This is a genomic window from Psychrobacter sp. M17(2026), from assembly GCF_055699815.1.
Genome location: NZ_CM146741.1, coordinates 2,082,671 through 2,105,019, shown reverse-complemented (window position 1 = coordinate 2,105,019; position 22,349 = coordinate 2,082,671). Strand labels below are relative to the sequence as shown.

Here is a 22,349-nt window from a genome sequence, read left to right as displayed (position 1 = left end):
TCCTTAATTAAACAGTTCTTCAAATGGAAATTTATGTTCTTCACAATGAGATAAATCAACAGAATAACGAATATCTTTTATTTGAGGAAGTAAAGAATGAGGATTTATTTTAGGGAAAGTATCACTAACAAAATATACTTGTTTTTTATCTATTATGAATTTAAGTAAGTGTTCACCCTGAATTTCATATACATAACCATAGTCCATAAGTTTTCTTTCGAAATTTAAACTTAATTTTAGATCACCTTCTTGAATAGTTAGTTTTATTTTTTCTACCATATCTTGAATTGAATCACCAGTATCAGCATTAGTTAAACTATAAACTAATAGATAGAGAGGAGTTTTATCGCAGTGAAGTTGTTCTAAAGAAGAGATATGCACTTTATTACTAGACGAGCTTCTTTTGGATTTAACTTCAACAGCGAGACTATCGAATAAAAAATCTTGTTTGCCTGATTCGCAACCTACCCAAGCAATGACTGAATCTCTCACATCTCTTGTTTTAGCAAAATCATACAAACAATTCAGTTCACCAAACAGTCCCATCTGCTGCTCTATAGACATTATTCTCAAATTATCTTTTTGTAAGATTTCTCGCCAACGTAAGAGCCTAGTATTTAAAATAGGAATAAGTTTACGTTCATCATTACCTTTTGATAAAGTTTCTGCAGCATTAACTAAGTCTTTGCATATACAATAAAAAATTTCCCACTCAGATTTATCTGCTAAGACTAAATATAATCTTGTAGTTTCACTCAAATTCTCCAAATATATATTGAACCCCTTCAGTTCAATTATTTCATTTTGTTGATCATTTATGTACTTTGATTCAATTGATAAGCCGTAGTTGCCATAATTATCTGTTATCCAAAATAAGTCATGATTTAGCTCTGAACTGATCCTTCTTTGCATTGATCTACCCATCTCATTCCATGGGTTCTTTAACTCATTCATATATTACTCCTCAGCATCATTTGCCATATCCCTTCTAATATTTTTAATAAGAACCTTGTTAGCTTTAACTCTTACAGTTTTTTCTCTATCGATAGGACTTCCGTTAAAACTGATTCCGAATGCTGCTAGAGGAGTAAAATCTAGAGATACCTTATCCATCGATTCTATATCAGGTTCTATTAAATGTAGCATTAGTAACGGTTTATCTCTTAACGCTCTAGCTCTTTTACCATTTGAACCGATTTCCTTTCTAATTTCTTGAGAAAGAGGTAAAGACTCAGCATCTCCACTAGATACTTGCCTATTACCTACTTCTAAATAAGAAGATTTATCTTTGAACTTTCGTTTTTGTAGTTTTATATCTATTTTGTTGAAATGGAATTCTTCGCCACTCCCACTAAATATTGCAACATCCCAATCGAATTTGTTCTCATTGGTATACTCTAATACGAAACGAATAGGCATTTTAGTCGTGATACTGAGTATACTTTCTTGTTCTTTTTTTGGAGGATAGGTTTCAAAACTATTTAAGAACTTTAGTACATAATCATTTGTTACCGATTGCCATAGATAATGATTACCAACCTTTTTATATTCTGACTGACTACCTAATAAATCTATTAAAAGCTCCTGAACTGCTTCAATGTTTTGATTGTTTACATGTGAGCTATTACTTAGCCAACTCGTCTCTACTTCTCTGCCATCTAGATTGAGTTGTAGAATTATGTCTTCAGTATTTCTCAGCTTATTTTTTGCTGTAACTTGTAGCAAGCTTTTTGGGTGTTCCTTGACACATAAACCAAATTCTTTCGGCGTTCTTTTCAATTCTGCCATTTCCTTGAAGTCATCAAACAAATCTTTTGTAGCAGATATAATTTCTACGAAATTATCCATCATAGTCTCGGTTGTATAAATACGACATAAATCTTCATATCCGACTCTATAACCAAACCAGCGTCCCATCTGCATCAATGTATCATAGAACTTTGTCGTTCTTAAAAAATAACTTACTGTCAAACCTTCAATCGTGAATCCACGTGATAAACTTTGACCCCCAACTACAATGGCATAGGTAGGTTTAACATTAGTGTATTCCAGCTTATTCTCTTTAACTTTTCCATGAACTTCACGTACAGCAACCTGACTTATAAATTTATTTAATTCATTGATTATAGATAACCATTTTGGTTTATTTTCAACAACGTGAGCTTTATAGGTATCAAATATATTTTTAATTAAGTCACTTTTTTCCAAACTATTTGAGAGTTTGCCATAAGCATAAATGTCATTTTTGAGTAAGCTTAAGTGTTCATCAACTAAAGAAGAAATCTGTTGATGAATGTCAGTAAATCTTGAAACATGTATAAGCATACTATTATGACTAGAGTACTGACCTCTAAGGCGACGTATAGCTATGTTTATTAAATAAGTGTTTATCGCTTCTTTCATACTATTTGGTAGCTTAACAACACTAAAATCTATCTTATGATAGAGCGGTAATAAGTCTTGGAAGTCATCAATATCAACTAAATATTTCCCTTTGTTTTCTAGAAAAATCTTTTCTGCACCGAAGTAGTTACTTGGTGCGTCTAATGCATAAATAAAATCTTTAGGAAATAAGTCTTTTTCTTTCTCATGTATTGCTTCATCATCAATAAAAACATTTGCATATGGCGTAGCTGTGTATGCTATATAACTTTTACGTGAAAAAAGACTTAAAAGTTTTCTTAACTTTCTATTTATAGTACTAGGATCATAATCTTCATCCTTAGATGTATCGATTGAAGCGTAGTCAGATTCATCGTCTATCAGTAGCATTGCATGGTTTGTAATACCATTCTTATATTGCTTTTCAAGCCAGTCAATCACATTCGATAATGTTCTAGTATTTTTTTGGATAACTAACACTAAAGGTGTGTTGTTGGTATCAAAATTCCATGCTTGAGCAGCTCTCCTAGCATCATCTATATTAAAGTCGGCTTCCAAAGTAGTTAGGCTTATAGGCTGTTTTGATTTTTCATTAGATATTAATCCTACTCCAATCTCTAAACCATCAGAATAACCGATAAAATCATTGTTGATGCGTTCCTGAGTTTGATTTCGTAAAATCTTAGTTCCACCAGCAACCACTACAATAAATTTGTAGCCTGCATCTGCAGCCTTACAGATTAAGTTAGTGTAATTGCCTGTTTTGCCAGATTGTACGTGACCAACTACCATTCCATGAATATCGAATGAGTCAGTTCTAGGATTTTCAATATTATCTAATATATTGTCTGTATCTATATCAATAGTACGAATAACCTGATTAGCAAGCTTGTCTTGCTCCACTAGGTATCTTCTATTACGCTCAGAATAGTAATTAGGGCCATTTAATTTGGTACCATTTGTCCACCAAGAAGTATTCCTTTTCTTGGAGCTCTCGCCCTGAAGCATAGTACCTTGTGGCAAATCAACATTAAACCGTGCTTCAAACTCTTTTTTCATTCTAACGAAATCTTCATCTGTAGGTAAAAACTCCAAATCCACTACATTACAGTTTAATAAAGAGCACAACAAAGGCTTATTAGAATCCCATAATTTCTTTACATTAAGAATTTGATTATCAATTTCAGAAGAAGTAAGGCTTTTATTGTTTATATCTTGACTTTTAAAAAGCAGAATAGAAATAAAACCCTTTATTAACTCGTACTCTTTCATTTTACTATCCTTGTTTTAAAAGTTCAGTACGTTTAAGACGTTCAATCCACTCTTCATCAAATCCTTTTTCTCTTAATAATTCAACAATATTTTTAACCTCATCTAAAGTCAACGAGGTTTGATTTATTGAGTGAGGTTCGGATTGCATTTTAGCCTGAATTGCTTGAAGTGGTAAAAAAGTTTCTAATCCTTTATAAAGCAAACTGAATAAATGTAACTGCTCTTCGTTTAAAGTGTCAATTAGTTGCTCCATGACCGGATGCGTTTGATTCACTCTAAAACTAGCTTGTTCGCCGTCTATATAGAGCTCCCAAAAAGGCTCATTATCTCTTCTAGTTATTCTTCTTCCTCTTTCTTTAAACGGCTTAAATGAAGTTTTTGTTACATTGGAAACAATGCGTCTTAACTCTCTTTTTATAGCCGGTACAGGTTCTGCCATAGATTTTTTTACATCTATACCCCAATATTGATCCTGATCATTAGTTATGTCTATTTGTATTCTGGCAAGCTTATGAGCATCTTTTGCTTTGTGAAGCCCCCACCATGTTCCATATGTTAGTAATCGCTTTTCTCGATATAAGTAGAAGCCTTGGGACTTAATATAACCTTCTTTAGTCTCATATTTTTGCCATTCATCCTTTGAAACTTTACTATGATGGGGAAGGATGAAAGGTTTAACTAAGTATGGCTTACCGTATATACTTAATTTATCCTCAGGTATTTTTAATGTTGCCGGATGATTACTATTAAAAGGATTGTGAGGTTCAATTTCTTGATTGTTTAAAGTAATGCTTATTTTTTTATTTTTATATTCACCTTCTAGAAACCGGTGAAATACCAAAGATAGGTGGTTTGACAAGTCATTAATTTTCATTGAAAATTCTTCAGCTTTATATCGATCTATGTTTTCCCAAATCACAAGTGTTCCAGAATCATTTATTGACAATTTACTGAATAACGGAATGTCCTTAATATCATCTGTTTTTAAGACTTGTAAATCCCAACTATTGCGTTGAGCAATGAAATCTAAATCCCAACATTTAACGGAAATAGAACCATTTTTTTTAGAAGCAACAGTTAACTTTTTACATTGAGAAAATGATGCTGTTTTCAACCCTAATCCGAATCGACCCAAATCATTTTTATCGCGCTTATGTCCTGGATTTTTTGTCGCTAATCGCATCGCTTCTTTAAGTTCATCATCATCCATACCATACCCATTGTCATATAAAGTCAGTATTAATCCATTATCTGTAGGTACGGTATGAATTTCTATATGTGTAGCGTTAGCACTCAGACTGTTATCAATGACGTCGGCAACGGCAATTTCAAATGTATAACCTAAATCACGTATGGAAGCGACAAAGTTTGCAACATTAGGATTTACTGTTTGAACTTTCATTAAGAACTCTCGCTATTTCCTTTGCAATCTTAGTGATTACAGGTACTACTACTGAATTTCCTGCCTGCTTATATAACTGACCCCTTGCTAGATCATCTGGTAATTCAAAATCTGCAGGAAAGCCTTGTAAATTAAAACACTCTTTCGGGGTCAACCTTCTTGGTAGTCCTTCATCTAAAATAATAGGCACGTTATGTCCACCAACTCCCATACTGGCAGTCAAAGTAGGGCAAACATTAGATTTGTTTTCTCTAATATAGTTCCTTCTATATTGGTAAACACTATCTTTATTGACAACAGTTTCGATAATAATATTATGTATTTTATTATCTTTATTATTATAATAATCGCTTTCTTGTACAGTAGCTGGTTCAAGAAAGTCTAAAAAGTTAGTGCTTAAGTTTCCTTTAGGAACTGGGATATTAAAGCTAGCAGATAAATAATGATTAAGGCTACCGTTATCATATATATTTTCTTTTACTGGTTTCTCAAAAGAGTACTTACCTTCATTTGCAAAACCAACAATATATATTCTTTCTCTTCCTTGTGGAATATCAGTACATTCGGCGGCATTCAAAATGAATGGAATGAAAGAGTAGTTTGACTCTGACATTAACCTTCTAATCTCTATAAATGTTTTACCTTTGTCATGTGTAGCTAGTGTTTTAACATTTTCAAGAAAGATTGCTTTAGGTTTTAATTCATTAATCAACCTAATTACTTCAAAGATTAACTGTCCTCTTTCGTCATTGAATCCTGTTCCATGAGCAGCTATTGAAAAGGGTTGACAAGGAAATCCAGCAGTCAGGATGTCTACACTGTCTAATGAGCTAGCAGATATCTCCTTTACATCACCTTCTATTAATAAAACATCTTTATGATTTAATCGATATGTATTACAAGCATTTCTATCGATCTCATTGGCCCATACCACATCTTGCCCAGCTTCATTAAAAGCTTGACAAATACCTCCAACACCTGCAAAAAGACTACCTACTTTATACATAAATCATTAAACCAATTAGTTAAAAAATTAAGGAATAAACGAAATAATTCTCTAGTATCTTTATATAATCTACACAAATAAGAACATATATAAAATATTTAAAAACTAGCGAACTTAGTTGTTCTTGAAACTAACGACGTTTTTAGAAATACTAAAAAAATATGATCATGTTAACAGATAACTTTTAAATCTGCCTATCTATAAGCTGATATTTGAAGTGCATATACCAAAATATTTCTTGTAGACTACCAATTAAATAAACTTATTTTCTGGGCTAAAGCCACAGCCTACGAGGCGAGCGCTTTTAGCATAATAGGCCGGTAAAACATCAGTGAAACATCAGACAGACCATATCAAAAAGCCACTGAATAAGCGATAATAGCGGTTAAATATCTCTACTCTGAATCGAAAAGGCTGTCCTGCATGACCACTGATAATACCACTAATAACCCTTTTAATTTTATTCCTCTAAAGCCCACTGGCAGAAACGAAACCAATAGCGCCAATACTTACAATCCTGATGACATGGTCAAAATATACGAACAGCAGTTTTTGATCCCAGTCCCTGATGACAAGCTCGCAGAGTTTTTACCTGCCCTAAAAGCCTTTTATGATATCGATAATAATACCTTGGATGTTAGCGCGATTATTTTTGAAGCCATAGCCGATTATTGCATTATTTATAACCATAAAGTAAAAGTAGGCGACTACCAGATACTAGGCGAGTTAGTAGCAGAGACGCTAGCAGAGCAATACCAAGACGACGAAGGTACAGCGCCACCAGCCTATACTTTAGATTGTGTGCGCACTTTTTATATCAGTGATGTTGCCCTAGATTATCATTTTAATTTATTTATCCAAGGCGATGGTTATTCTACTTTAGCGCAAACAGATACCTTGCTTGAGCAGATGTATTGGCTGGTGCAAGAGGACACGCTAGATGCCATGAGCTTAGCGACTATCAATAAACAGCTAGCAGGCTTTGGTATTCGCGCGGTGGATATGACCACGGTACGTGAGCTGGTCAGCTATATAGAAGACAGCATCATCGGTGACGATATCATTGAGGTATTGAACAAGCTATTAGATGACGTAGAGTAGATTTAGCGATTTTATGTAGATAACTAAAACTGCCAGACAAAAAAATACCGCTAAGCTTAGATGCTAGCGGTATTTTCTTTTATATGGTACCGGTGGTCGGACTTGAACCGACACGCTTTATAGGCAACGGATTTTGAATCCGTCGTGTCTACCATTCCACCACACCGGCATGTAGGGTTAGCATTAATATCGTGCTATGTAGGGTGCGTATTATAGCAGTCTATTTTTAGCCGTCAAGTTATTTTTATCAAAACCAGCTTTAATAAATCAAAGGCTAATCAAACCGACTGCTGACTTAGCCAGCCCTTAACCAAATCCTAACCAACAAAAGCACGCTCAATCACGTAATCGGCCTGTACGCCCATACGCGGTGAGACGGTCAAACCAAAGCCATCTAAGATTTTGGCGACATCAGCGTTAAACGGCATACTGCCACAGATTAGCACTCGATCATCGTCCTTATTCATCTGCGGCAAACCAACATCTTCGAACAGCTTACCTGATTCCATAAGATCAGTAATGCGACCTGTGTACTTGGAGTCGTCGCGCGTGGTCGTTGGATAATAGATGAATTTTTCACGATACCATTCGCCAAATATTTCATCGTCAGCGAGCTCTTTTTCGAACATCTCACGATAGGCCAAATCAGCAACATTACGGACACCGTGCACTAGAATAATCTTTTCAAAACGCTCATACACTTCAGGATCACGAGCCAATGCTAAAAATGGCGCAAGCCCTGTCCCTGTCGCTAGCATATAGAGATTTTTGCCTGGTAATAGATCATCGAGTACTAAGGTGCCGGTCGGTTTTTTGCTGACCAGTAGCTCATCGCCGACCTTGATATGTTGCAGGCGTGAGGTGAGTGGGCCATCAGGCACTTTAATCGAAAAGAACTCCAAATGGTCTTCATAGTTAGGACTGGCAATCGAATAAGCACGCAATAAGGGCTTACCATCAACGACAATACCGATCATCGCAAACTCGCCATTACGAAAGCGCAGACCATCGTCACGAGTGGTCTTGATAGTGAATAGAGCGTCGTTCCAGTGATGAACTTCGGTAACCGTTTCGGTGCGCAGTTTTGACATAAAGTCCTCGTTGATATTGTTTTGATAGATAAATGTATATGAATAATTATAAAGGGATATTTTACCACTATTATAGGGTTTGGTAAGTTGACTAGTAGGTACACTGCCAGCTACTTTTATAATGAATGCAATGCTACGTATTAAAAATTTATTGCTTTAAAGTCATTATTTTTATGCATCTAAAATGGTAGACGCTGATAGTAGACGCCCGTTATCCTCAATAAATATTGCTGAGTATAATAACAAACTTTAAAGTAAAAATCCGCCTAAGCAATGGCTATTGCCATGATAAAATAGAATATCGTTAGTAAATTATTAGCTATAGTCTAGAAGTTGTTTTGGATTTATATTTTCAACATTGGAAAGGTCTTATGTATCAAGCATTGAGTATGAGAAGATGAGCGCTACGAAAAGCTATGCGCTTGAGCATACCACGCCGATTATAGGCTATCACCGTGCGCCGCTATCACAAAAATTCGGAGCGCCGCGTCAGCCTAATTTAGTAGCGCTGTCGAGCGTGATTGAGATGATAGCGCCTTATGATAATCCAGCGGCTTTTGACGGTTTAGAAGCTTTTAGCCATATCTGGCTCAGTTGGCAGTTTCACCATAATTTTAAGCCTAAACATGCCTCAAATGCTCAAGCTCAGTCAAACGCTGCATCTACCTTTCGCGCGCAGGTGCGACCGCCAAGGCTGGGTGGTAATCAAAAAATAGGGGTGTTTGCCAGTCGTAGTATGTACCGTCCCTCAAATTTAGGATTGTCGGTCGTTAAGCTTGAGCGTATCGAAGTTGTAGAGAATCGAGTGCTATTAATGATTAGTGGTGCTGATATGATCGATGGCACGCCGATTATTGATATCAAGCCTTATGTCGCTTATAGCGATGCTTATAATGAAGCCATTAGCGGATTTGCGCCTACTGAGCCAAAACTATTAGTAGTAAAAGTGACTGATATAGCACAAGATCAATTTGAGAAAATGATGAATAGCGACTCGCTGGATGAAAAAGCGACACCTACGCTCACTGCTACTGTAAATGAAGTACAGCAGCAATTGATTGCAGCAGATATGGATTATATAAAAGCTTTAATTGCCCAAGATCCTAGGCCTGCCTATCGACGTGATGAATTAAATAGCTGCTTTGTTATGCGTTATAAGTCAGTCGATGTGAGCTTTTCGCAGATCACACTTGGTGAGCTGCAAATTACTTTGATTACAAAAGTCTGATGATAGAGTGGTTTTTACGCACCATTATAATTTTTTTATTCCGTGGCTTAGCACTCACGCTACTTATCTAATATTCGTCTAAAAAGAAGAAAAATATGTCAACCCCACAGTACTCAATAGTGATAGATCTACGTTGGTGCCTCGATGAGCTCCTAGCCGATAGAGTAATCGATCAGCGCGCCTACAACCTGGTGATGACTAGTCGCCGTGATAAAGCGCAGCACCCGCTCATCACCATTAGCGAGTTTAATTTGCCCAATGCGCATAATGCAGGGAGTGCTCAGATTGCTAATACCGAACCAAGCGCTCAGGGTGGCGGTAATACAGAAAACAAGAAAAATAGACTGACTTTGCTATGGCTGAACCAATGGCTGGCGGCAAAGGCCAATATGCCATTCGTGCGCATCGATCCCTTAAAGACGGATGTGCCAGCGGTCACTAAGCTGATGTCATTTGAGTACGCGCGTACTCAACATATCTTGCCCATAGAGGTGAGTGATACAGAAGTAGTCATCGGTACGGATCAGCCGTTTTATAATGACTGGCATCTCAATATGAGCAAAGTCATAAAGTCAAAGACTACTCGTACCGTCTATATCAGTCCTGATCAGATCGGGCGCTATCGTCAAGAGTTTTATCAAGTCACCCAAGCGATTGCTGGCGCGAACAGTGTGCATAAACGGGCAGCCGCTGACGTCACTAATGTCGAAGCACTATTGCAGTTGGGCGATAATAATAATCCTGATGCTAATGATCAGCATATCGTCAGAGTCGTTGACTGGTTATTGCAATATGCCTTTGAGCAGCGTGCCAGCGACATACATTTAGAGCCACGCCGTGAGACGGGCAAAGTGCGCTTTCGGATCGATGGCGTCTTGCATACGGTGTATGAGATGCCGCTCGCGATTATGGTCGCAGTGACCGCGCGTATCAAAATCTTAGGTCGTCTCAATGTCGCAGAAAAGCGCAAACCGCAAGATGGTCGCCTCAAGACGCGCACGCATAAGGGTCTTGAGACGGAGCTGCGTCTGTCTACTATGCCGACTGCTTTCGGTGAAAAGCTGGTCATGCGAGTATTTGACCCTGAAGTCTTAGTACGCACGTTTGCTCAATTAGGACTGTCTGGCAAGCAGCTTGAGAGCTGGCATGAGCTGACCGCGAATCCTAATGGCATTATCTTAGTGACGGGACCGACTGGTTCTGGGAAGACCACGACGCTTTATAGTACGCTCAAGCAACTGGCGACGGAACAGGTCAATGTTTGTACGATTGAAGATCCGATTGAGATGATCGAGCCGACCTTTAATCAGATGCAAGTCAATCCTGCGATTGATCTACACTTCGCGGATGCTATTCGCTCGCTTATGCGTCAAGATCCCGACATTATCATGGTCGGTGAGATACGAGATAATGAGACCGCCAATATGGCGGTGCAAGCCTCACTGACTGGGCATTTGGTGCTATCGACCTTGCATACGAATGATGCGCCAAGCTCGCTCACGCGCTTGCACGATCTAGGGGTACAGCCTTTTTTGACCTCAGCGACGATACTTGGGGTGATGGCGCAGCGCTTAATCCGTACACTGTGTCCGTACTGTAAGCAAGCGACTCAGATCAAAGCCGATAGCGAGATTGCGATTCAATGGGCGGAGCTAGTACAACCTTGGCGCGCGCCACTGCCTACGCAGATATTCAGTGCTAAAGGCTGTGAGCATTGCCGTCATACTGGTTATCAAGGGCGTATCGGCTTGTACGAGATTATGCCATTGACTAATGAGCTCAAAAAGCTAGTGGCAGCCGATGCTAATTTGGACAGCTTACAGCAGCAAGCGTATCGTGATGGCGTACAGCCGTTACGCTTGTCAGGCGCTAAGCGCATTAGCGAGGGGCTGACGACGATGGAGGAGGTCATGCGCGTGGTGCCTTTGCATTAAAGTCTTTATAACGTTGCGATGATTAAATGGGAACAAAAACAGCTACTAAATCATATATTAAATGTGCTTATATACTATTAGACACGATTATGTAGCTGCCCTTGAAAAACAACGTTATCAAAGCAATATTATTAATTAATAAGTTTAAATACTGAAAGTTTTGATAAAATACCAATACGAGAATATTTATGTTTACTGATAGTCACTGCCATCTTAATCGCCTAAATTTAGAAAAATACGACGGACAGCTAGCAGGCGCTATTGCCGCTATGAAAGAGGCTAATGTCACACGCGCGATGGCGATCATGTGCGACTTTGCAGAGTACGATGAGATTGCTGGTATTATTAGCACTTATAGCGATGAGAGCTTAGATCTTGGCATGAGCGTTGGTATTCATCCTTGTGAGGATATAGCACTGTTGCAATCTGCTACAGTTGAGCGTCTCGTTAAAACCGCGAGTAGTGATAAGGTGTGGGCGATAGGCGAGACAGGGCTGGATTATTACTGGTCAACTGAGAACAAGCGGGCGCAGCAAGATAGTTTAGTGCGTCACATACACGCCAGTCAAGCGCTTAAAAAGCCCCTTATCGTGCATATGCGTGATGCCAAAGAAGACACAATCGATATCCTAAAAGCAGAGGGTGCCGAGCACGGCATTATTCACTGTTTTACTGAGGATTGGGAGACGGCAAAGCGAGCGCTGGATTTGGGCTTTTATATCTCATTCTCAGGTATTGTTAGCTTTAAAAGTGCTACCAATATTCAAGATGCCGCGCGAAACATGCCAAAAGATAGAATACTGATTGAGACCGACAGCCCTTATCTTGCGCCAGTACCTAAGCGTGGACGACCTAATGAGCCAGCCTACGTGCCGTATGTTGCTGCCTATTTAGCTGACATATATGGCTGTAGTAGTGAAGAGGTTGGCGAGTTAACTGCAAAAAACTTTGTAAAGTTACTAGCACAGTATCATTAAAATCGTTATGCTATGACTAGTCAGTCATTTACTATATATACTGAGATGTAAGTAATTGATCTATAAGCACAAGCAAGATCTTGGACAATAATTAAAAAGTAATATAGAGATTACAACAATATCTCACATTTATTTTGATAAAAATCGTCTGGATAGTTAGAGCACTTGTGATGTCAACAAGGACAAGTTGTCATCATTTATGTCTGTGAAGTACAGCGTTATTAGTATTAATGTAGTTACCAATACAAGTATTACCATAAAAATTAGCATCATAGGAGCAGTTATGAGTCGTCAGCACCAGTTCAAAGTCCGCGAAGAGAGCATCTTGGCTATGGCTGAACAGTTGTTACTTGAGTCTGGCAATGGCGATATTACGCTTGATAGTCTAGCCGATCAGTTGGACTTGGCTAAAGGAACTTTGTATAAGCATTTCTCTAGTAAAGATGAGTTGTACCTGCGCATCATTATCCGCTACGAAGAACACTTGTTTGAGATCAATCGTATTGATGACTGCGCCTCAGCAGGGGTCGCTAGAATGATTTTGCAACAGTTGCTTAATCCACAAAAAGCGATGCTGCTCAATCAAATAGAGGAGCGTCTAGCCGCCTCAGCCACGGGTCTTAATCGACTATTTGGTGAGCTGTATGATATTCGCCGTCAGCGTATGAAGCGCCTGATCGATATTATCAGTATGCATCTACAAGATAGCCGTAGTAATATGAGCACTCGTGATTATTTATCTTCTATTTGGGCTATGGGGCAAGGCGGCGCGGGCTTATTGAATTCTAGCTTTTATCAGCGCTACTTGGGTCGTCGCGATACACTGCGTTATGCATTGGTCAAGCAGATGCTTGATTTGCCTAGCCACTATCTTAATGACGATGTCGATGAGGTCGTGCTTGATGAGGATATACAAGAGTTGGTTGAGCAGATCGATACGGAGTCAGAAGAGCACCGTAATACGACTTATTAGAGTCTATTTTTATAACGCTTTTTAAAGTAGGTGTACTATGGCGGTCACGTACAAAATCATACCTCGTTTCGTGGTCGCCTATTCTTTATTTTTCAGATTTTTACGTCTGCTCATTAGTCAGCTAAAAGCTAAGTTATCATCACAGTCTGTCAAGCTCTCGTCAGCTCACCTATTACCCGCCGATCCTCCCTATAAAAAATACATCGCAAAAACCGATTCGCTGCTAGCTAAGCATAATCCTTTATTGTATTTACCCCAAAAACAAGCAGGTTTTACTTTAGTTGAAATCTTAGTCGTGGTAGTTATTTTGTCGATATTTGCGGGTATGATGAGCTTATCCGTTAGCAGTAGTGACTCACGCAAGAACCGTGCGTTCTATGAGCATTTGACCGACTCGCTTGATTATGTGCGGCTGTTATCGGCTGAGCGTATGCAGCCGATGGGACTGAGTTTACAGCCTGATCAGCAAGGCCAAATTAGCCCTATTATCGTTACCTTATCTAATCCTTATGTGAGTTATCAAACGTCTGATAACCCGAATGACAGTAGTGGCAAAAACTCAATGGAGCTATCAGCAGATATCTCAGGTCTGACCAATAATGGCGATAAGACGCCCACTCCAAGCTGGGTACTCGAGCCTGAAGTTAGTTTGCCAAGCTTGCCTGATGGTGTGAGTTTAAGTATTCAGAGATTAGATGTCAGCAGCTCAACCAGTATCAGTAGCACACGCGGTATGACGGGTTTGGCTGACAGCCAAGTATTACAACCTTGGTTTACTGGACAAACCGTACCACAAGTACTATGGTTTGGCACTGGACAGGCCACGCCAGTGACAATAGAGGTGCGCGCCAATGCAAATTTAGTTGGCGAGGTGATTACGATTATGCCTGATGGCAGCATTAAAATTGGGCAGGGGTCATAGCGAATGAAGCAGTTATTAGCGAAGCGTCAGACGGGTTTTACTTTGATAGAGGTGATGGTTGCCTTAGCTATCTTAGCCGTAGTGGCGGTAGCAGCGAGCCGTGCTAGCAGTGCGTATCTCAACTCAGTCGATGTACTGCGTACCAGTACGCTGGCGCATTTTGTGGCGCAAAATATAGCGGCTGATATACGTATTCAGCAGACCATTGTAACTACCAATAGTACACAAACGCTCAACTCGCAAGGCCGCGAGTGGCAAGTGGTTATGACTGTCAGCGATACTGCTATTCCTGCGAGCCCCGCGCTCAAACAGGTTAATATCAGTGTTGCGCCTATTATAGATACTCAAGTCCGTAAAGCGGTGACTGACATCGATATCTTAGTAGCCGATGCCACACAAGATACGGGCAGTTTAGATTTAGCTGGCGTTAGCAATAGTGGTGCGCGGTTGTGATGAAGATGATGACAAAAGCTGTAAAACCACAACGCGGTTTTACTTTACTTGAGCTGATGATAGCGATGGCGATATTTGCCGCTTTAGCAGTATTAGGCTGGCAAGTCTTTAATAGTGTCAATCGTGCTCGCGAAAGCGCACAACGGCACGCTGATGATTTGGCGGTATTACAGTATGCTTATCTGCAGCTGCAACAAGATATAGGACAGATCGTAGCTTACCAAGCGCCTAGCACCTTAAATGCTAGTAATTCAGAGACTAGTAATAATAGTGCTAACACTGCTTCAGGCTCTACAAATCCGCAAGCCAATGAGCCAAATATTGTAACGCCTGAACCCTCTATGACTTTAGATAGTGAGCAGGTCAGCTTTGTGCGTTTTGCGGATCCAGATCCACGCTATCAGACCAGTCCTAGCTTGCAGCGTGTTGAATACGTGTTTAGCGATCAGCGCTTGATTCGTCGGCAATATACTAGTATGGATGAAGCTAGTATAGGCTTAGATAGCGTTATACTCGAAGGCGTAATCGAAGGACGTTGGCAAGCTTATTTGCCACAGCTGTCGGATAAATTCCCGAATAAGGACGCGCAAAACGATACTAGCAATAGTCGTTCTTTTGCTGACTCTAGTGCTTTCGCTCAATCGAATGGCTCAGCTGTCGATACTCCTAAGATTATTTTATTACCTAATGGCGTGAGCGTGAGCTTTAGTTATAAAGAGATACCAATTACGTGGCAGTTTGCATTAGCACCACAAGCGGTGGCTAACAGTAATAAAACTAATAACAGCAATAGCAATAGCGATAGTAACAGTAGCAGTAATAGTAATCCCAGCGGTAACAGCTCATCGCAAAATCAACCCACTGTTCAATAGGGAGCTCTTATGGTAATGCTACAACGCTCCCAGCAAGGAGTTGCGCTGTTGACGGTTTTGCTACTAGTCGTCAGCATTACTGTGGTAGCAGGCTCAATGCTCGCCAGCCAAAAGATAGCCATTCGTCGTAGTGGCTTATTGTTCGATCAAGATAAGCTACTGCAAGCGATTGAGGCAGGTGAGAGGCTTGCGATGACCATTATCCGCGCAGATAATAAGCTCAATGATACTGATAGCTTACAAGATATTTGGGCGCAGCCATTACCACCGTATAGTCTAGGTGACTATAGTGTTAGCGCTGAGCTACGCGATGAGGCGGCCCGCTTTAATATTAATAATCTTTATTACAATGGTGCTGTCGATAGTGAAGCGCTTAGTGTATTTCAGCGTCTCCTAACCCAACTAAATCTAGAGCCTGAGATTGCAATCGCAGTACTAGATTGGCAAGATAACGATAGTGAAGTGTATAAAGATGGTGGCGATGAGCAGACAGTTTATGGGCGACAGGGCAGTTTGGCTAACCGTTCTTCATCAAATGACGCTCTGCCTAATCAGCCGTTTGTAACGATTGAGCAGTTGGCTGAGGTACGCGGCATAGATAATGAGGTTTTGGCAAGATTGCGTCCCTTTGTTACCGCTGTGCCTTACTATTTACCTATTAATGTCAATACTGCTAGTCCTGTAGTACTGGCGGCACTGTTTGATGGTGCGACAAGCGAGCAGATGCAGACGTTGGTAGATCAGCGGGATAAGCAAGTAGTAGCCAGTATTGATGACTTGTGGCAGCTACCGCCATTGAATGCTCTAAGTGCAGAGCAACAGCAAGCTATTGCGCCACTATTGGCAGTCGATAGCACTGCTTTCACGGCACTAGTCACTGCAACGGATAATGGATCTAAACAACGATTTGCTACTGTATTAATGAGTAATAGAGAGGCTGGCAATACTGCTAATAACAGTGCCAATAATAATGCTAACACTGTTGCTGGCAATAACAGTAATTCTACTGGCAGTAATAGCGCTAACGACACAAAAAGTGCTAAAGAAGTCAAAATCGTCAGTCAAAGACTATGGGCTTTTCGGCCTAGTTTCTGAATAACAGTTTCTAAATGATAGCTTTTAAGATTTCGATATTGATCTGTAGATAGTCTTTCTAACCAAGTCTTTGGTCAGTCACTTAACCGAGTCTCTTCAGTAGATTTCCAGTTATAAGCGCCATAAAATAGCATTTGCGCTTGGCGCGTACAGTTATGCAACATGAGCTGCTTTTTCTCTTCTATTTCGGCTAAGTCAGCTTCATCATCATGATCCTCAGAGTAGCTCAGCTCCAGCCAATCTATGATCCAAGAGAAAAACATATTAATCCCCGCCTCAGAGAGCAGACGTAAATCATAATCATTGATATGAGCAAAAGCGGGCTGCAATGCCAAGTCCTCTGCCAAAATCTGCACGTGCATCTTCATCAGCTCGCTGACTGCGCGACGTACCGACTCCGAGCCACCAAAACGCTCACTCACCAAAAACTGCCAGTAGCGGGGCTGGGCGCTAACCGTTTGTAGGAACATCTGAATACTTTTGGCAATCTGGCGATCATAGCTGCGTGTGCGGCCTATTTGTAGACCATCACGTAACGTCGATAAAGTGCCACCTAGCTCCTCAAGCACCAAGGCTTTTCCCAAAGACTCCATATCATCAAAGTGTCTATAAAAGGCAGTAGGTACGACGCCGACCTCACGAGTGACTTGGCGTAAGCTGATTGAGCTAAAAGATTGACCCGTAATACACAGATCTAATACGGCATTAAAAAATGCACGCCGAGTTTGGAGTTTTTTTGCTTCACGACTACTCATAATCATTTAAAAATTACCTAGTTAAGGGGTAGCATACTTGCTTCATTATAATAATACGAATAAAACTGACCATTATAGTAGATATCGATGACTTTTAGACCATTGTGCCCCAATGTCCCTGCAACTCTTGTGCCAGTCGATAAGCTTCGTGATCATTCATACCCGTGATAAAGTCTAAGATGCTCAGGATATTGTGATAGATATTATCAGAGAGATGGCGTCGTTGCTCGTCAAGATGAGGCTGCAATAAGCTCAGCAGCCGCTGCTGTTCAAAAGGCTTAGATGCTGAACTCATCGCTGTCCAAGCTAATGGCATAAAAGCATCAAGTAATCGATGCAGACATTGATTGGCCATCAGCTCCATCCGTACTTTACTAGGATGATTAAATATGCGCTCGCGGGCTAGCTGCTTGGCCTGCATGATACCGTTTTGCACGCTGCTGTCGCAATGGGCAAATAAGCTACCTTCAAGCGTACCATTTAGTAGCGCCTCGCTATTATCTACAAAAGCATCGGTTATGGTATTCACCAGTCGCATCATAGCTCGCGCGCGTAGTGAGGCCAAACTCTGTCTAATAGACACTTGCGTCGGTATCGCTATCGTATCGGGGCGCTCACCAATCAGCTCATAAAATATAGCGGCAACCTCAGGATAGCTGAGCATATTAAGATGAATACCGTCCTCTAAATCTATTAATGCATAGCAAATATCATCGGCAGCCTCCAACAGATAAGCGAGCGGATGACGCGCAAAGCCATCATGGATCGGTGAGCGCGGTAAATGAAGGCAAGCAGCCAGCTGCTCTAATTGCTCAGCCTCACTAGTAAAACAGCCAAATTTTTGTGTCTGAATATCAGACCTAGCATCGTTACTATGCGTGGCTAGCCAAGGGTACTTCATAAAAGCACCAAGTGTGGCACAAGTTAAGCGCATCCCGCCTTTATCCGGATGATGCTCATTACGTACTAATAGTCTAAAACCTTGCGCATTACCTTCATAAGCCAGTAAATCCAAACGCTCTTCGGCACTTAGTTGTTGTAATATCGGCTGACGCTCAGGATGCATAAACCAATCGCGAATCGCATACTCTCCTGCATGACCGAACGGAGGGTTACCGATATCGTGTGCGATACAAGCCGCTTGGACGATCACACCAACATCCGCTGGTGAGACCCCAATAGGTAGGCCGTTAGTCAGCTTGTTATCTAGCTTTTCAGCAGCCATCATGCCAAGAGAGCGTCCAATGCAAGAGACTTCTAGCGAATGCGTCAAGCGCGTATGGATGCCTAGCTGATTGGTCAAAGGATGCACTTGCGTCTTTTGGTTGAGCTGACGAAAGGAGTGCGAAAATACCAAGCGATCATAATCTTTATGAAAAGAGGTTCGAGCGCTATCTTGCACCGGCGCTTGTTTGTCACTACCCAAGCGCTGAGCGTTGAATAAACGAGTCCACTGAGCGGTGACCGATGATGATGAAGCTAAATGGTCTGGCATATCGTAAATATCCGCGACTAAATGAGCTTACAGCATAGCAAAATAGTACTCTATTAACCTCCATAGAACGTTATGTTTGTAGAATATTGTGTTTTTTATTCTATAAAAAAGAAATTGGCGATGATAAACACCGATGGCTAATCCGTCACTTTCTGGCAATTAAAAATCACGGTTTCATTGGCAATAGTAATGCTGCCATCTAGTGTTTTATTCCTTAAGGTGGCATTATCGCCAATAGCTTGCCATATTATGCCGTGTGTATTGTCTAGTCCGATATCACTGGTATAAACTTGTGTGCCGTCATTTTTATTATCAGAAGTAGCTTCTAAATCATACTCTATACCGTCGATCAGCAGGTGTGCTGTTTGTGGCATGCTGTCGTTATTATAAAGAACGCTGATTGTGGCCTCAGGTTCACATGCAAATGGTTCGCTCTTACTAGCATGATCGTGGCCCGAATGATCGTGTCCTTCATGGCCATCGTGCTCAGAGTGGTCGTGTCCTGAATGCTCATCCGTCATATCATGGTCTGCGTGCTCATCTCCATGATTATCATGCATGTCATGTTTGCTTGCGCGATCAGCAGCGACGTCTTTGGTAGCATTAGTAGCACTGCTATCTTCAGTAGTAGCAGGTTGGCATCCTAAAAGGGCAGCCATGATAGCACTGCTTATTAATGTCAAACGTGTAGAGCGAAATAGCTGAGTGCGATCAGTCATACAATAAATCCTAAGGTAAGTAAAAGAATGCTATTAGTGATATGTTATAGTATAACAATTAGGAAGCAAAATAAAGCCGATGAACGTGTCATCGGCTTTATTAGTGAGCGATTACTTAAACATTGAAGCGGAAGTGCATCACATCGCCATCTTGCACGATATAGGTTTTGCCCTCTAAACGTGATTTACCCGCAGCAGCAGCACCTTTTTCGCCGTTATGTTCGATAAAGTCGTTATAGGCGATAACCTCAGCACGAATAAAGCCACGCTCAAAATCGGTATGAATAACGCCAGCGGCTTGCGGAGCGGTAGCGCCAATAGCAACGGTCCAAGCGCGGACTTCTTTTACCCCAGCAGTAAAGTAAGTCTGCATATCGAGTAGATCATAGCCGCCACGAATCACTTGATCGAGACCCGCCTCTTCCATGTTCATTTCAGCCAAGAAGTCTTTTTTATCATCTTCATCAAGCTGGGCTATTTCAGACTCAATCTGATTACATAATGCAATGACAATCGACTCATCGCCAGTCGCGTAGTTGCGTACCGCATCCAAATAAGGGTTGTTTTCAAAACCATCCTCAGCGACATTAGCGATATACATCGTTGGCTTAAGCGTAATCAAACCATAGCTTCTGATCAGTTTTTTCTCATCGCTATCTAGATTAGCAGCGCGTGCAGGTTGCCCCTCAGCTAACAAAGGCTCAACCTTCTTAAATACATCAAGTAAGGCTTGCGCGTCTTTATCGCCGCCTTTGGCTTTTTTGGTTTGGTTATGAATAGCACGCTCAACGGCATCCAAATCAGCCAATGCCAGCTCGGTATTGATGGTTTCGATATCATCAATAGGGCTGATACGGCCATCAACGTGTACTACGTTATCATCATCAAAGCAGCGTACCACATGGGCGATAGCGTCAGTCTCACGAATATTGGCGAGGAACTGATTGCCCATGCCTTCACCTTTGGATGCGCCAGCGACTAGACCTGCAATGTCAACAAACTCCATCGTGGTTGGCAATACGCGCTCAGGCTTGACGATGTCAGCGAGTAGCTTTAGACGTGGATCTGGTACAGGTACGATGCCTGTATTGGGATCTTTGGTACAAAAAGGGAAGTTCTCAGCGGCGATTCCCGCTTTGGTCAAGGCATTAAATAAAGTGGATTTGCCCACATTTGGTAGGCCGACGATACCGCAATTAAAACCCATAATAGTCTCTCAATCTAGTGGTGTATCAGTGATGTACAGTAATGTAATATAAAAAAAATTGGCGCTATTGTAGCAAAGTTTAACTACTAAGGGGCGCATAGATGTGCTAATTTCTTATCAAGGTATTTATAAAAAATACGATATAAAGGTTAGGGTATGAGTAGCATAAACGATAAAGCAAGCGATCAGGTAAGTGGGCAATCCGATCAACGTCAAGCGGTTTGGATGGCGCTATCAGACTTGTTTATCGATAACGAAATCGGCTATGAGTCGATAGCTGAGCGGGTTGCTCATCTTAGCATTCCTGAGATACAGCATGTTTTATTCTATGAGGTTGCACCTGTGTGTATGAGCAATTTATTGGTGCTCACTCCCGCAAACTCCAAAGGCTTTACTGAGGGTTATATATTTCCCAAAGTAGAGCAGCATCTGCAAAAGATGAAGACCGATCGGTTGTACCGAAACAAGGTACGTATAAAATCCAAGTTTTATAAAGTGGTTTTGAAGCAAGATTGGCTAAAAGTTATGGATATCATACGCCAAATCCAAGCTGAAACTTAAAAGCTTTGTCTACTACATCATCATGCTGCATAAACTTATTGAATACTATTTATTCCGAGTTTCAACCACACCAATAATGACGCCCATATCTTTTTTATCGTGGCTTTCAATGCTCGGCGCATAAAAGCTGGAGGCGATACCACCATCCAAAAACAGCGCGTTGGGACAGCCTAAATCATCTTTAAAAAGAGTGGCAAATTGATAGAAAGTCACAGGCTGATTGCTATTCACAAACTGTACAGTGCTACCATCGCCATCGCTACAGACGCCGATACCATTACGAAACTTGGCGGAGGTGCTGTCAGGATTAAACTGCGGATGTATCTCATTGTCTATCACTAGCATCGGCCCTGATTGACTGGCATACCAAGGCGCAGCTGTACCATTTTTAAGCTGTTCGCTTAGAGACTTACTTTCAGTAATTTGCACTTTACCCGCTTTATCCCACCAGACCACGCCGTTCGGTAATAGGTGAAAATTACCACCGCCTTCTTTTAGATTCAGTGATTTTATCTCTTCGCCTTCCACAACGGTATAGCCAATCGGTGCATAACTATCGTTATACATGCCTGCATTCATGGCAAAACTGAGCGTTTGGTTTTCGGGTAACGCTGTCAACAAATTATCAAAAGTAAGAAGCGGCTCTGCGTTATTGGACGGCTGCCAAAATAGCTGCAGTGAATAATTAGAATTTTGCAGAGCATCCGCATTGATTTGGCAGACGCTATGACTAAAAGGCGAGTCTTTAGATTGGCACGACCAAGCGGTAGTAGTATCCGTCTTGTTAGCTGAATTAGGTTGGCAAGCGCTAATGATTAGAGCTAGCAGAGGGATAACAGGAGCTACAAAGACCAAGCGTCGCATAAACATTTTTCAATACACCTTATTTTCAAAAGGTTTTAAT

20 protein-coding genes and 1 tRNA gene are annotated in these 22,349 nt (G+C 40.8%); 10 read left to right on the top strand and 11 right to left on the bottom strand.

The window, feature by feature from the left end:
• Positions 1-3: 3 nt before the first annotated feature.
• Genes ACR63T_RS08885 through dcm form a run of 4 tightly spaced genes read right to left on the bottom strand, consistent with a single transcriptional unit; the run spans position 4 to position 6,062 of the window.
• A complete protein-coding gene (locus tag ACR63T_RS08885) occupies positions 4-954 on the bottom strand; it encodes a PD-(D/E)XK motif protein (RefSeq protein WP_472783744.1) in 951 nt (316 codons plus the stop codon).
• Positions 955-957: 3 nt separating this feature from the next.
• Positions 958-3,654 (bottom strand): Z1 domain-containing protein, encoded by a 2,697-nt coding sequence (locus ACR63T_RS08880; protein WP_472783743.1) that lies wholly within the window; start codon positions 3,652-3,654, stop codon positions 958-960.
• 4 nt (positions 3,655-3,658) lie between these two features.
• Positions 3,659-5,056: an ATP-binding protein gene (locus tag ACR63T_RS08875; protein WP_472783742.1), complete on the bottom strand. Its 1,398-nt coding sequence runs from the start codon at positions 5,054-5,056 to the stop codon at positions 3,659-3,661.
• Positions 5,031-6,062 (bottom strand): DNA (cytosine-5-)-methyltransferase, encoded by a 1,032-nt coding sequence (gene dcm / locus ACR63T_RS08870; RefSeq protein ID WP_472783741.1) that lies wholly within the window; start codon positions 6,060-6,062, stop codon positions 5,031-5,033. The genes ACR63T_RS08875 and dcm overlap by 26 nt, the downstream gene beginning before the upstream one ends.
• A 423-nt stretch (positions 6,063-6,485) precedes the next feature.
• Between dcm and ACR63T_RS08865 the strand changes: the two genes are divergently transcribed.
• Positions 6,486-7,163: a hypothetical protein gene (locus ACR63T_RS08865; RefSeq protein WP_472783740.1), complete on the top strand. Its 678-nt coding sequence runs from the start codon at positions 6,486-6,488 to the stop codon at positions 7,161-7,163.
• Between the two features lie 84 nt (positions 7,164-7,247).
• Here ACR63T_RS08865 and ACR63T_RS08860 read toward each other — a convergent pair.
• Together ACR63T_RS08860 and ACR63T_RS08855 are read right to left on the bottom strand one after the other, a co-directional pair.
• Positions 7,248-7,332 (bottom strand) — tRNA-Leu (locus ACR63T_RS08860).
• A 148-nt stretch (positions 7,333-7,480) separates the two neighbouring features.
• Entirely contained in the window at positions 7,481-8,254 is a 774-nt protein-coding gene (locus ACR63T_RS08855; RefSeq protein WP_305898497.1) for a ferredoxin--NADP reductase, read from the bottom strand.
• Positions 8,255-8,651: 397 nt separating this feature from the next.
• On the opposite strand from ACR63T_RS08855, the gene tsaA reads away from it, so the two are divergent.
• The 8 genes from tsaA to gspK all read left to right on the top strand — a co-directional run bounded on the left by tsaA (position 8,652) and on the right by gspK (position 16,708).
• Positions 8,652-9,482, top strand: coding sequence for a tRNA (N6-threonylcarbamoyladenosine(37)-N6)-methyltransferase TrmO (gene tsaA, locus ACR63T_RS08850; protein WP_472783739.1), 831 nt, complete (start codon positions 8,652-8,654; stop codon positions 9,480-9,482).
• Between the two features lie 95 nt (positions 9,483-9,577).
• A complete protein-coding gene (gene tfpB / locus ACR63T_RS08845; RefSeq protein WP_472783738.1) occupies positions 9,578-11,416 on the top strand; it encodes a type IV pilus assembly ATPase TfpB in 1,839 nt (612 codons plus the stop codon).
• A gap of 188 nt (positions 11,417-11,604) precedes the next feature.
• Positions 11,605-12,393, top strand: a complete 789-nt coding sequence (locus ACR63T_RS08840) for a TatD family hydrolase (RefSeq protein ID WP_472783737.1) — start codon at positions 11,605-11,607, stop codon at positions 12,391-12,393.
• A gap of 283 nt (positions 12,394-12,676) precedes the next feature.
• Positions 12,677-13,366, top strand: a complete 690-nt coding sequence (locus tag ACR63T_RS08835; protein ID WP_201569521.1) for a TetR/AcrR family transcriptional regulator — start codon at positions 12,677-12,679, stop codon at positions 13,364-13,366.
• Positions 13,367-13,403: 37 nt separating this feature from the next.
• Complete coding sequence (locus tag ACR63T_RS08830) at positions 13,404-14,288, top strand: prepilin-type N-terminal cleavage/methylation domain-containing protein (protein ID WP_472783736.1); 885 nt, start codon at positions 13,404-13,406, stop codon at positions 14,286-14,288.
• A gap of 3 nt (positions 14,289-14,291) precedes the next feature.
• Complete coding sequence (gene gspI / locus ACR63T_RS08825; RefSeq protein WP_201569517.1) at positions 14,292-14,741, top strand: type II secretion system minor pseudopilin GspI; 450 nt, start codon at positions 14,292-14,294, stop codon at positions 14,739-14,741.
• Positions 14,742-14,746: 5 nt separating this feature from the next.
• Entirely contained in the window at positions 14,747-15,613 is an 867-nt protein-coding gene (gene gspJ / locus ACR63T_RS08820; RefSeq protein ID WP_472783735.1) for a type II secretion system minor pseudopilin GspJ, read from the top strand.
• A gap of 9 nt (positions 15,614-15,622) precedes the next feature.
• Entirely contained in the window at positions 15,623-16,708 is a 1,086-nt protein-coding gene (gspK, locus tag ACR63T_RS08815) for a type II secretion system minor pseudopilin GspK (RefSeq protein WP_472783734.1), read from the top strand.
• A 74-nt stretch (positions 16,709-16,782) separates the two neighbouring features.
• Here gspK and ACR63T_RS08810 read toward each other — a convergent pair whose 3' ends face one another.
• The 4 genes from ACR63T_RS08810 to ychF form a co-directional block, all read right to left on the bottom strand.
• The gene (locus ACR63T_RS08810; protein WP_201569515.1) at positions 16,783-17,463 is read right to left on the bottom strand and encodes a TetR family transcriptional regulator; all 681 of its coding nucleotides are present in this window, start codon (positions 17,461-17,463) and stop codon (positions 16,783-16,785) included.
• A gap of 94 nt (positions 17,464-17,557) precedes the next feature.
• Positions 17,558-18,958: a deoxyguanosinetriphosphate triphosphohydrolase gene (locus tag ACR63T_RS08805; RefSeq protein WP_472783733.1), complete on the bottom strand. Its 1,401-nt coding sequence runs from the start codon at positions 18,956-18,958 to the stop codon at positions 17,558-17,560.
• Positions 18,959-19,095: 137 nt separating this feature from the next.
• Positions 19,096-19,677 (bottom strand): hypothetical protein, encoded by a 582-nt coding sequence (locus tag ACR63T_RS08800; protein WP_472783732.1) that lies wholly within the window; start codon positions 19,675-19,677, stop codon positions 19,096-19,098.
• Between the two features lie 115 nt (positions 19,678-19,792).
• Positions 19,793-20,884 carry a redox-regulated ATPase YchF gene (gene ychF / locus ACR63T_RS08795; RefSeq protein ID WP_201569509.1) on the bottom strand — a complete coding sequence of 364 codons (1,092 nt, stop codon included), beginning with the start codon at positions 20,882-20,884 and terminating at the stop codon, positions 19,793-19,795.
• A gap of 156 nt (positions 20,885-21,040) precedes the next feature.
• On the opposite strand from ychF, the gene ACR63T_RS08790 reads away from it, so the two are divergent.
• Positions 21,041-21,445 (top strand): DUF7079 family protein, encoded by a 405-nt coding sequence (locus ACR63T_RS08790; protein ID WP_472783731.1) that lies wholly within the window; start codon positions 21,041-21,043, stop codon positions 21,443-21,445.
• Positions 21,446-21,490: 45 nt separating this feature from the next.
• On the opposite strand, the gene ACR63T_RS08785 is transcribed toward ACR63T_RS08790, so the two are convergent.
• Positions 21,491-22,315: a phosphodiester glycosidase family protein gene (locus tag ACR63T_RS08785; protein WP_472783730.1), complete on the bottom strand. Its 825-nt coding sequence runs from the start codon at positions 22,313-22,315 to the stop codon at positions 21,491-21,493.
• Positions 22,316-22,349: the final 34 nt, after the last annotated feature.

What these genes read in the sequence shown, in the direction of transcription:
- ACR63T_RS08810 (WP_201569515.1), bottom strand. Translation starts at nt 17,463, where the DNA reads ATGAGTAGTCGTGAAGCAAAAAAACTCCAAACTCGGCGTGCATTTTTT.
- dcm (WP_472783741.1), bottom strand. Translation starts at nt 6,062, where the DNA reads ATGTATAAAGTAGGTAGTCTTTTTGCAGGTGTTGGAGGTATTTGTCAA.
- ACR63T_RS08855 (WP_305898497.1), bottom strand. Translation starts at nt 8,254, where the DNA reads ATGTCAAAACTGCGCACCGAAACGGTTACCGAAGTTCATCACTGGAAC.
- gspJ (WP_472783735.1), top strand. Translation starts at nt 14,747, where the DNA reads ATGATGACAAAAGCTGTAAAACCACAACGCGGTTTTACTTTACTTGAG.
- ACR63T_RS08785 (WP_472783730.1), bottom strand. Translation starts at nt 22,315, where the DNA reads ATGTTTATGCGACGCTTGGTCTTTGTAGCTCCTGTTATCCCTCTGCTA.
- gspI (WP_201569517.1), top strand. Translation starts at nt 14,292, where the DNA reads ATGAAGCAGTTATTAGCGAAGCGTCAGACGGGTTTTACTTTGATAGAG.
- ACR63T_RS08840 (WP_472783737.1), top strand. Translation starts at nt 11,605, where the DNA reads ATGTTTACTGATAGTCACTGCCATCTTAATCGCCTAAATTTAGAAAAA.
- ACR63T_RS08805 (WP_472783733.1), bottom strand. Translation starts at nt 18,958, where the DNA reads ATGCCAGACCATTTAGCTTCATCATCATCGGTCACCGCTCAGTGGACT.
- ACR63T_RS08835 (WP_201569521.1), top strand. Translation starts at nt 12,677, where the DNA reads ATGAGTCGTCAGCACCAGTTCAAAGTCCGCGAAGAGAGCATCTTGGCT.
- tfpB (WP_472783738.1), top strand. Translation starts at nt 9,578, where the DNA reads ATGTCAACCCCACAGTACTCAATAGTGATAGATCTACGTTGGTGCCTC.
- ACR63T_RS08885 (WP_472783744.1), bottom strand. Translation starts at nt 954, where the DNA reads ATGAATGAGTTAAAGAACCCATGGAATGAGATGGGTAGATCAATGCAA.
- gspK (WP_472783734.1), top strand. Translation starts at nt 15,623, where the DNA reads ATGGTAATGCTACAACGCTCCCAGCAAGGAGTTGCGCTGTTGACGGTT.
- ACR63T_RS08790 (WP_472783731.1), top strand. Translation starts at nt 21,041, where the DNA reads ATGAGTAGCATAAACGATAAAGCAAGCGATCAGGTAAGTGGGCAATCC.
- ACR63T_RS08800 (WP_472783732.1), bottom strand. Translation starts at nt 19,677, where the DNA reads ATGACTGATCGCACTCAGCTATTTCGCTCTACACGTTTGACATTAATA.
- ACR63T_RS08880 (WP_472783743.1), bottom strand. Translation starts at nt 3,654, where the DNA reads ATGAAAGAGTACGAGTTAATAAAGGGTTTTATTTCTATTCTGCTTTTT.
- ychF (WP_201569509.1), bottom strand. Translation starts at nt 20,884, where the DNA reads ATGGGTTTTAATTGCGGTATCGTCGGCCTACCAAATGTGGGCAAATCC.
- ACR63T_RS08865 (WP_472783740.1), top strand. Translation starts at nt 6,486, where the DNA reads ATGACCACTGATAATACCACTAATAACCCTTTTAATTTTATTCCTCTA.
- tsaA (WP_472783739.1), top strand. Translation starts at nt 8,652, where the DNA reads ATGAGCGCTACGAAAAGCTATGCGCTTGAGCATACCACGCCGATTATA.
- ACR63T_RS08830 (WP_472783736.1), top strand. Translation starts at nt 13,404, where the DNA reads ATGGCGGTCACGTACAAAATCATACCTCGTTTCGTGGTCGCCTATTCT.
- ACR63T_RS08875 (WP_472783742.1), bottom strand. Translation starts at nt 5,056, where the DNA reads ATGAAAGTTCAAACAGTAAATCCTAATGTTGCAAACTTTGTCGCTTCC.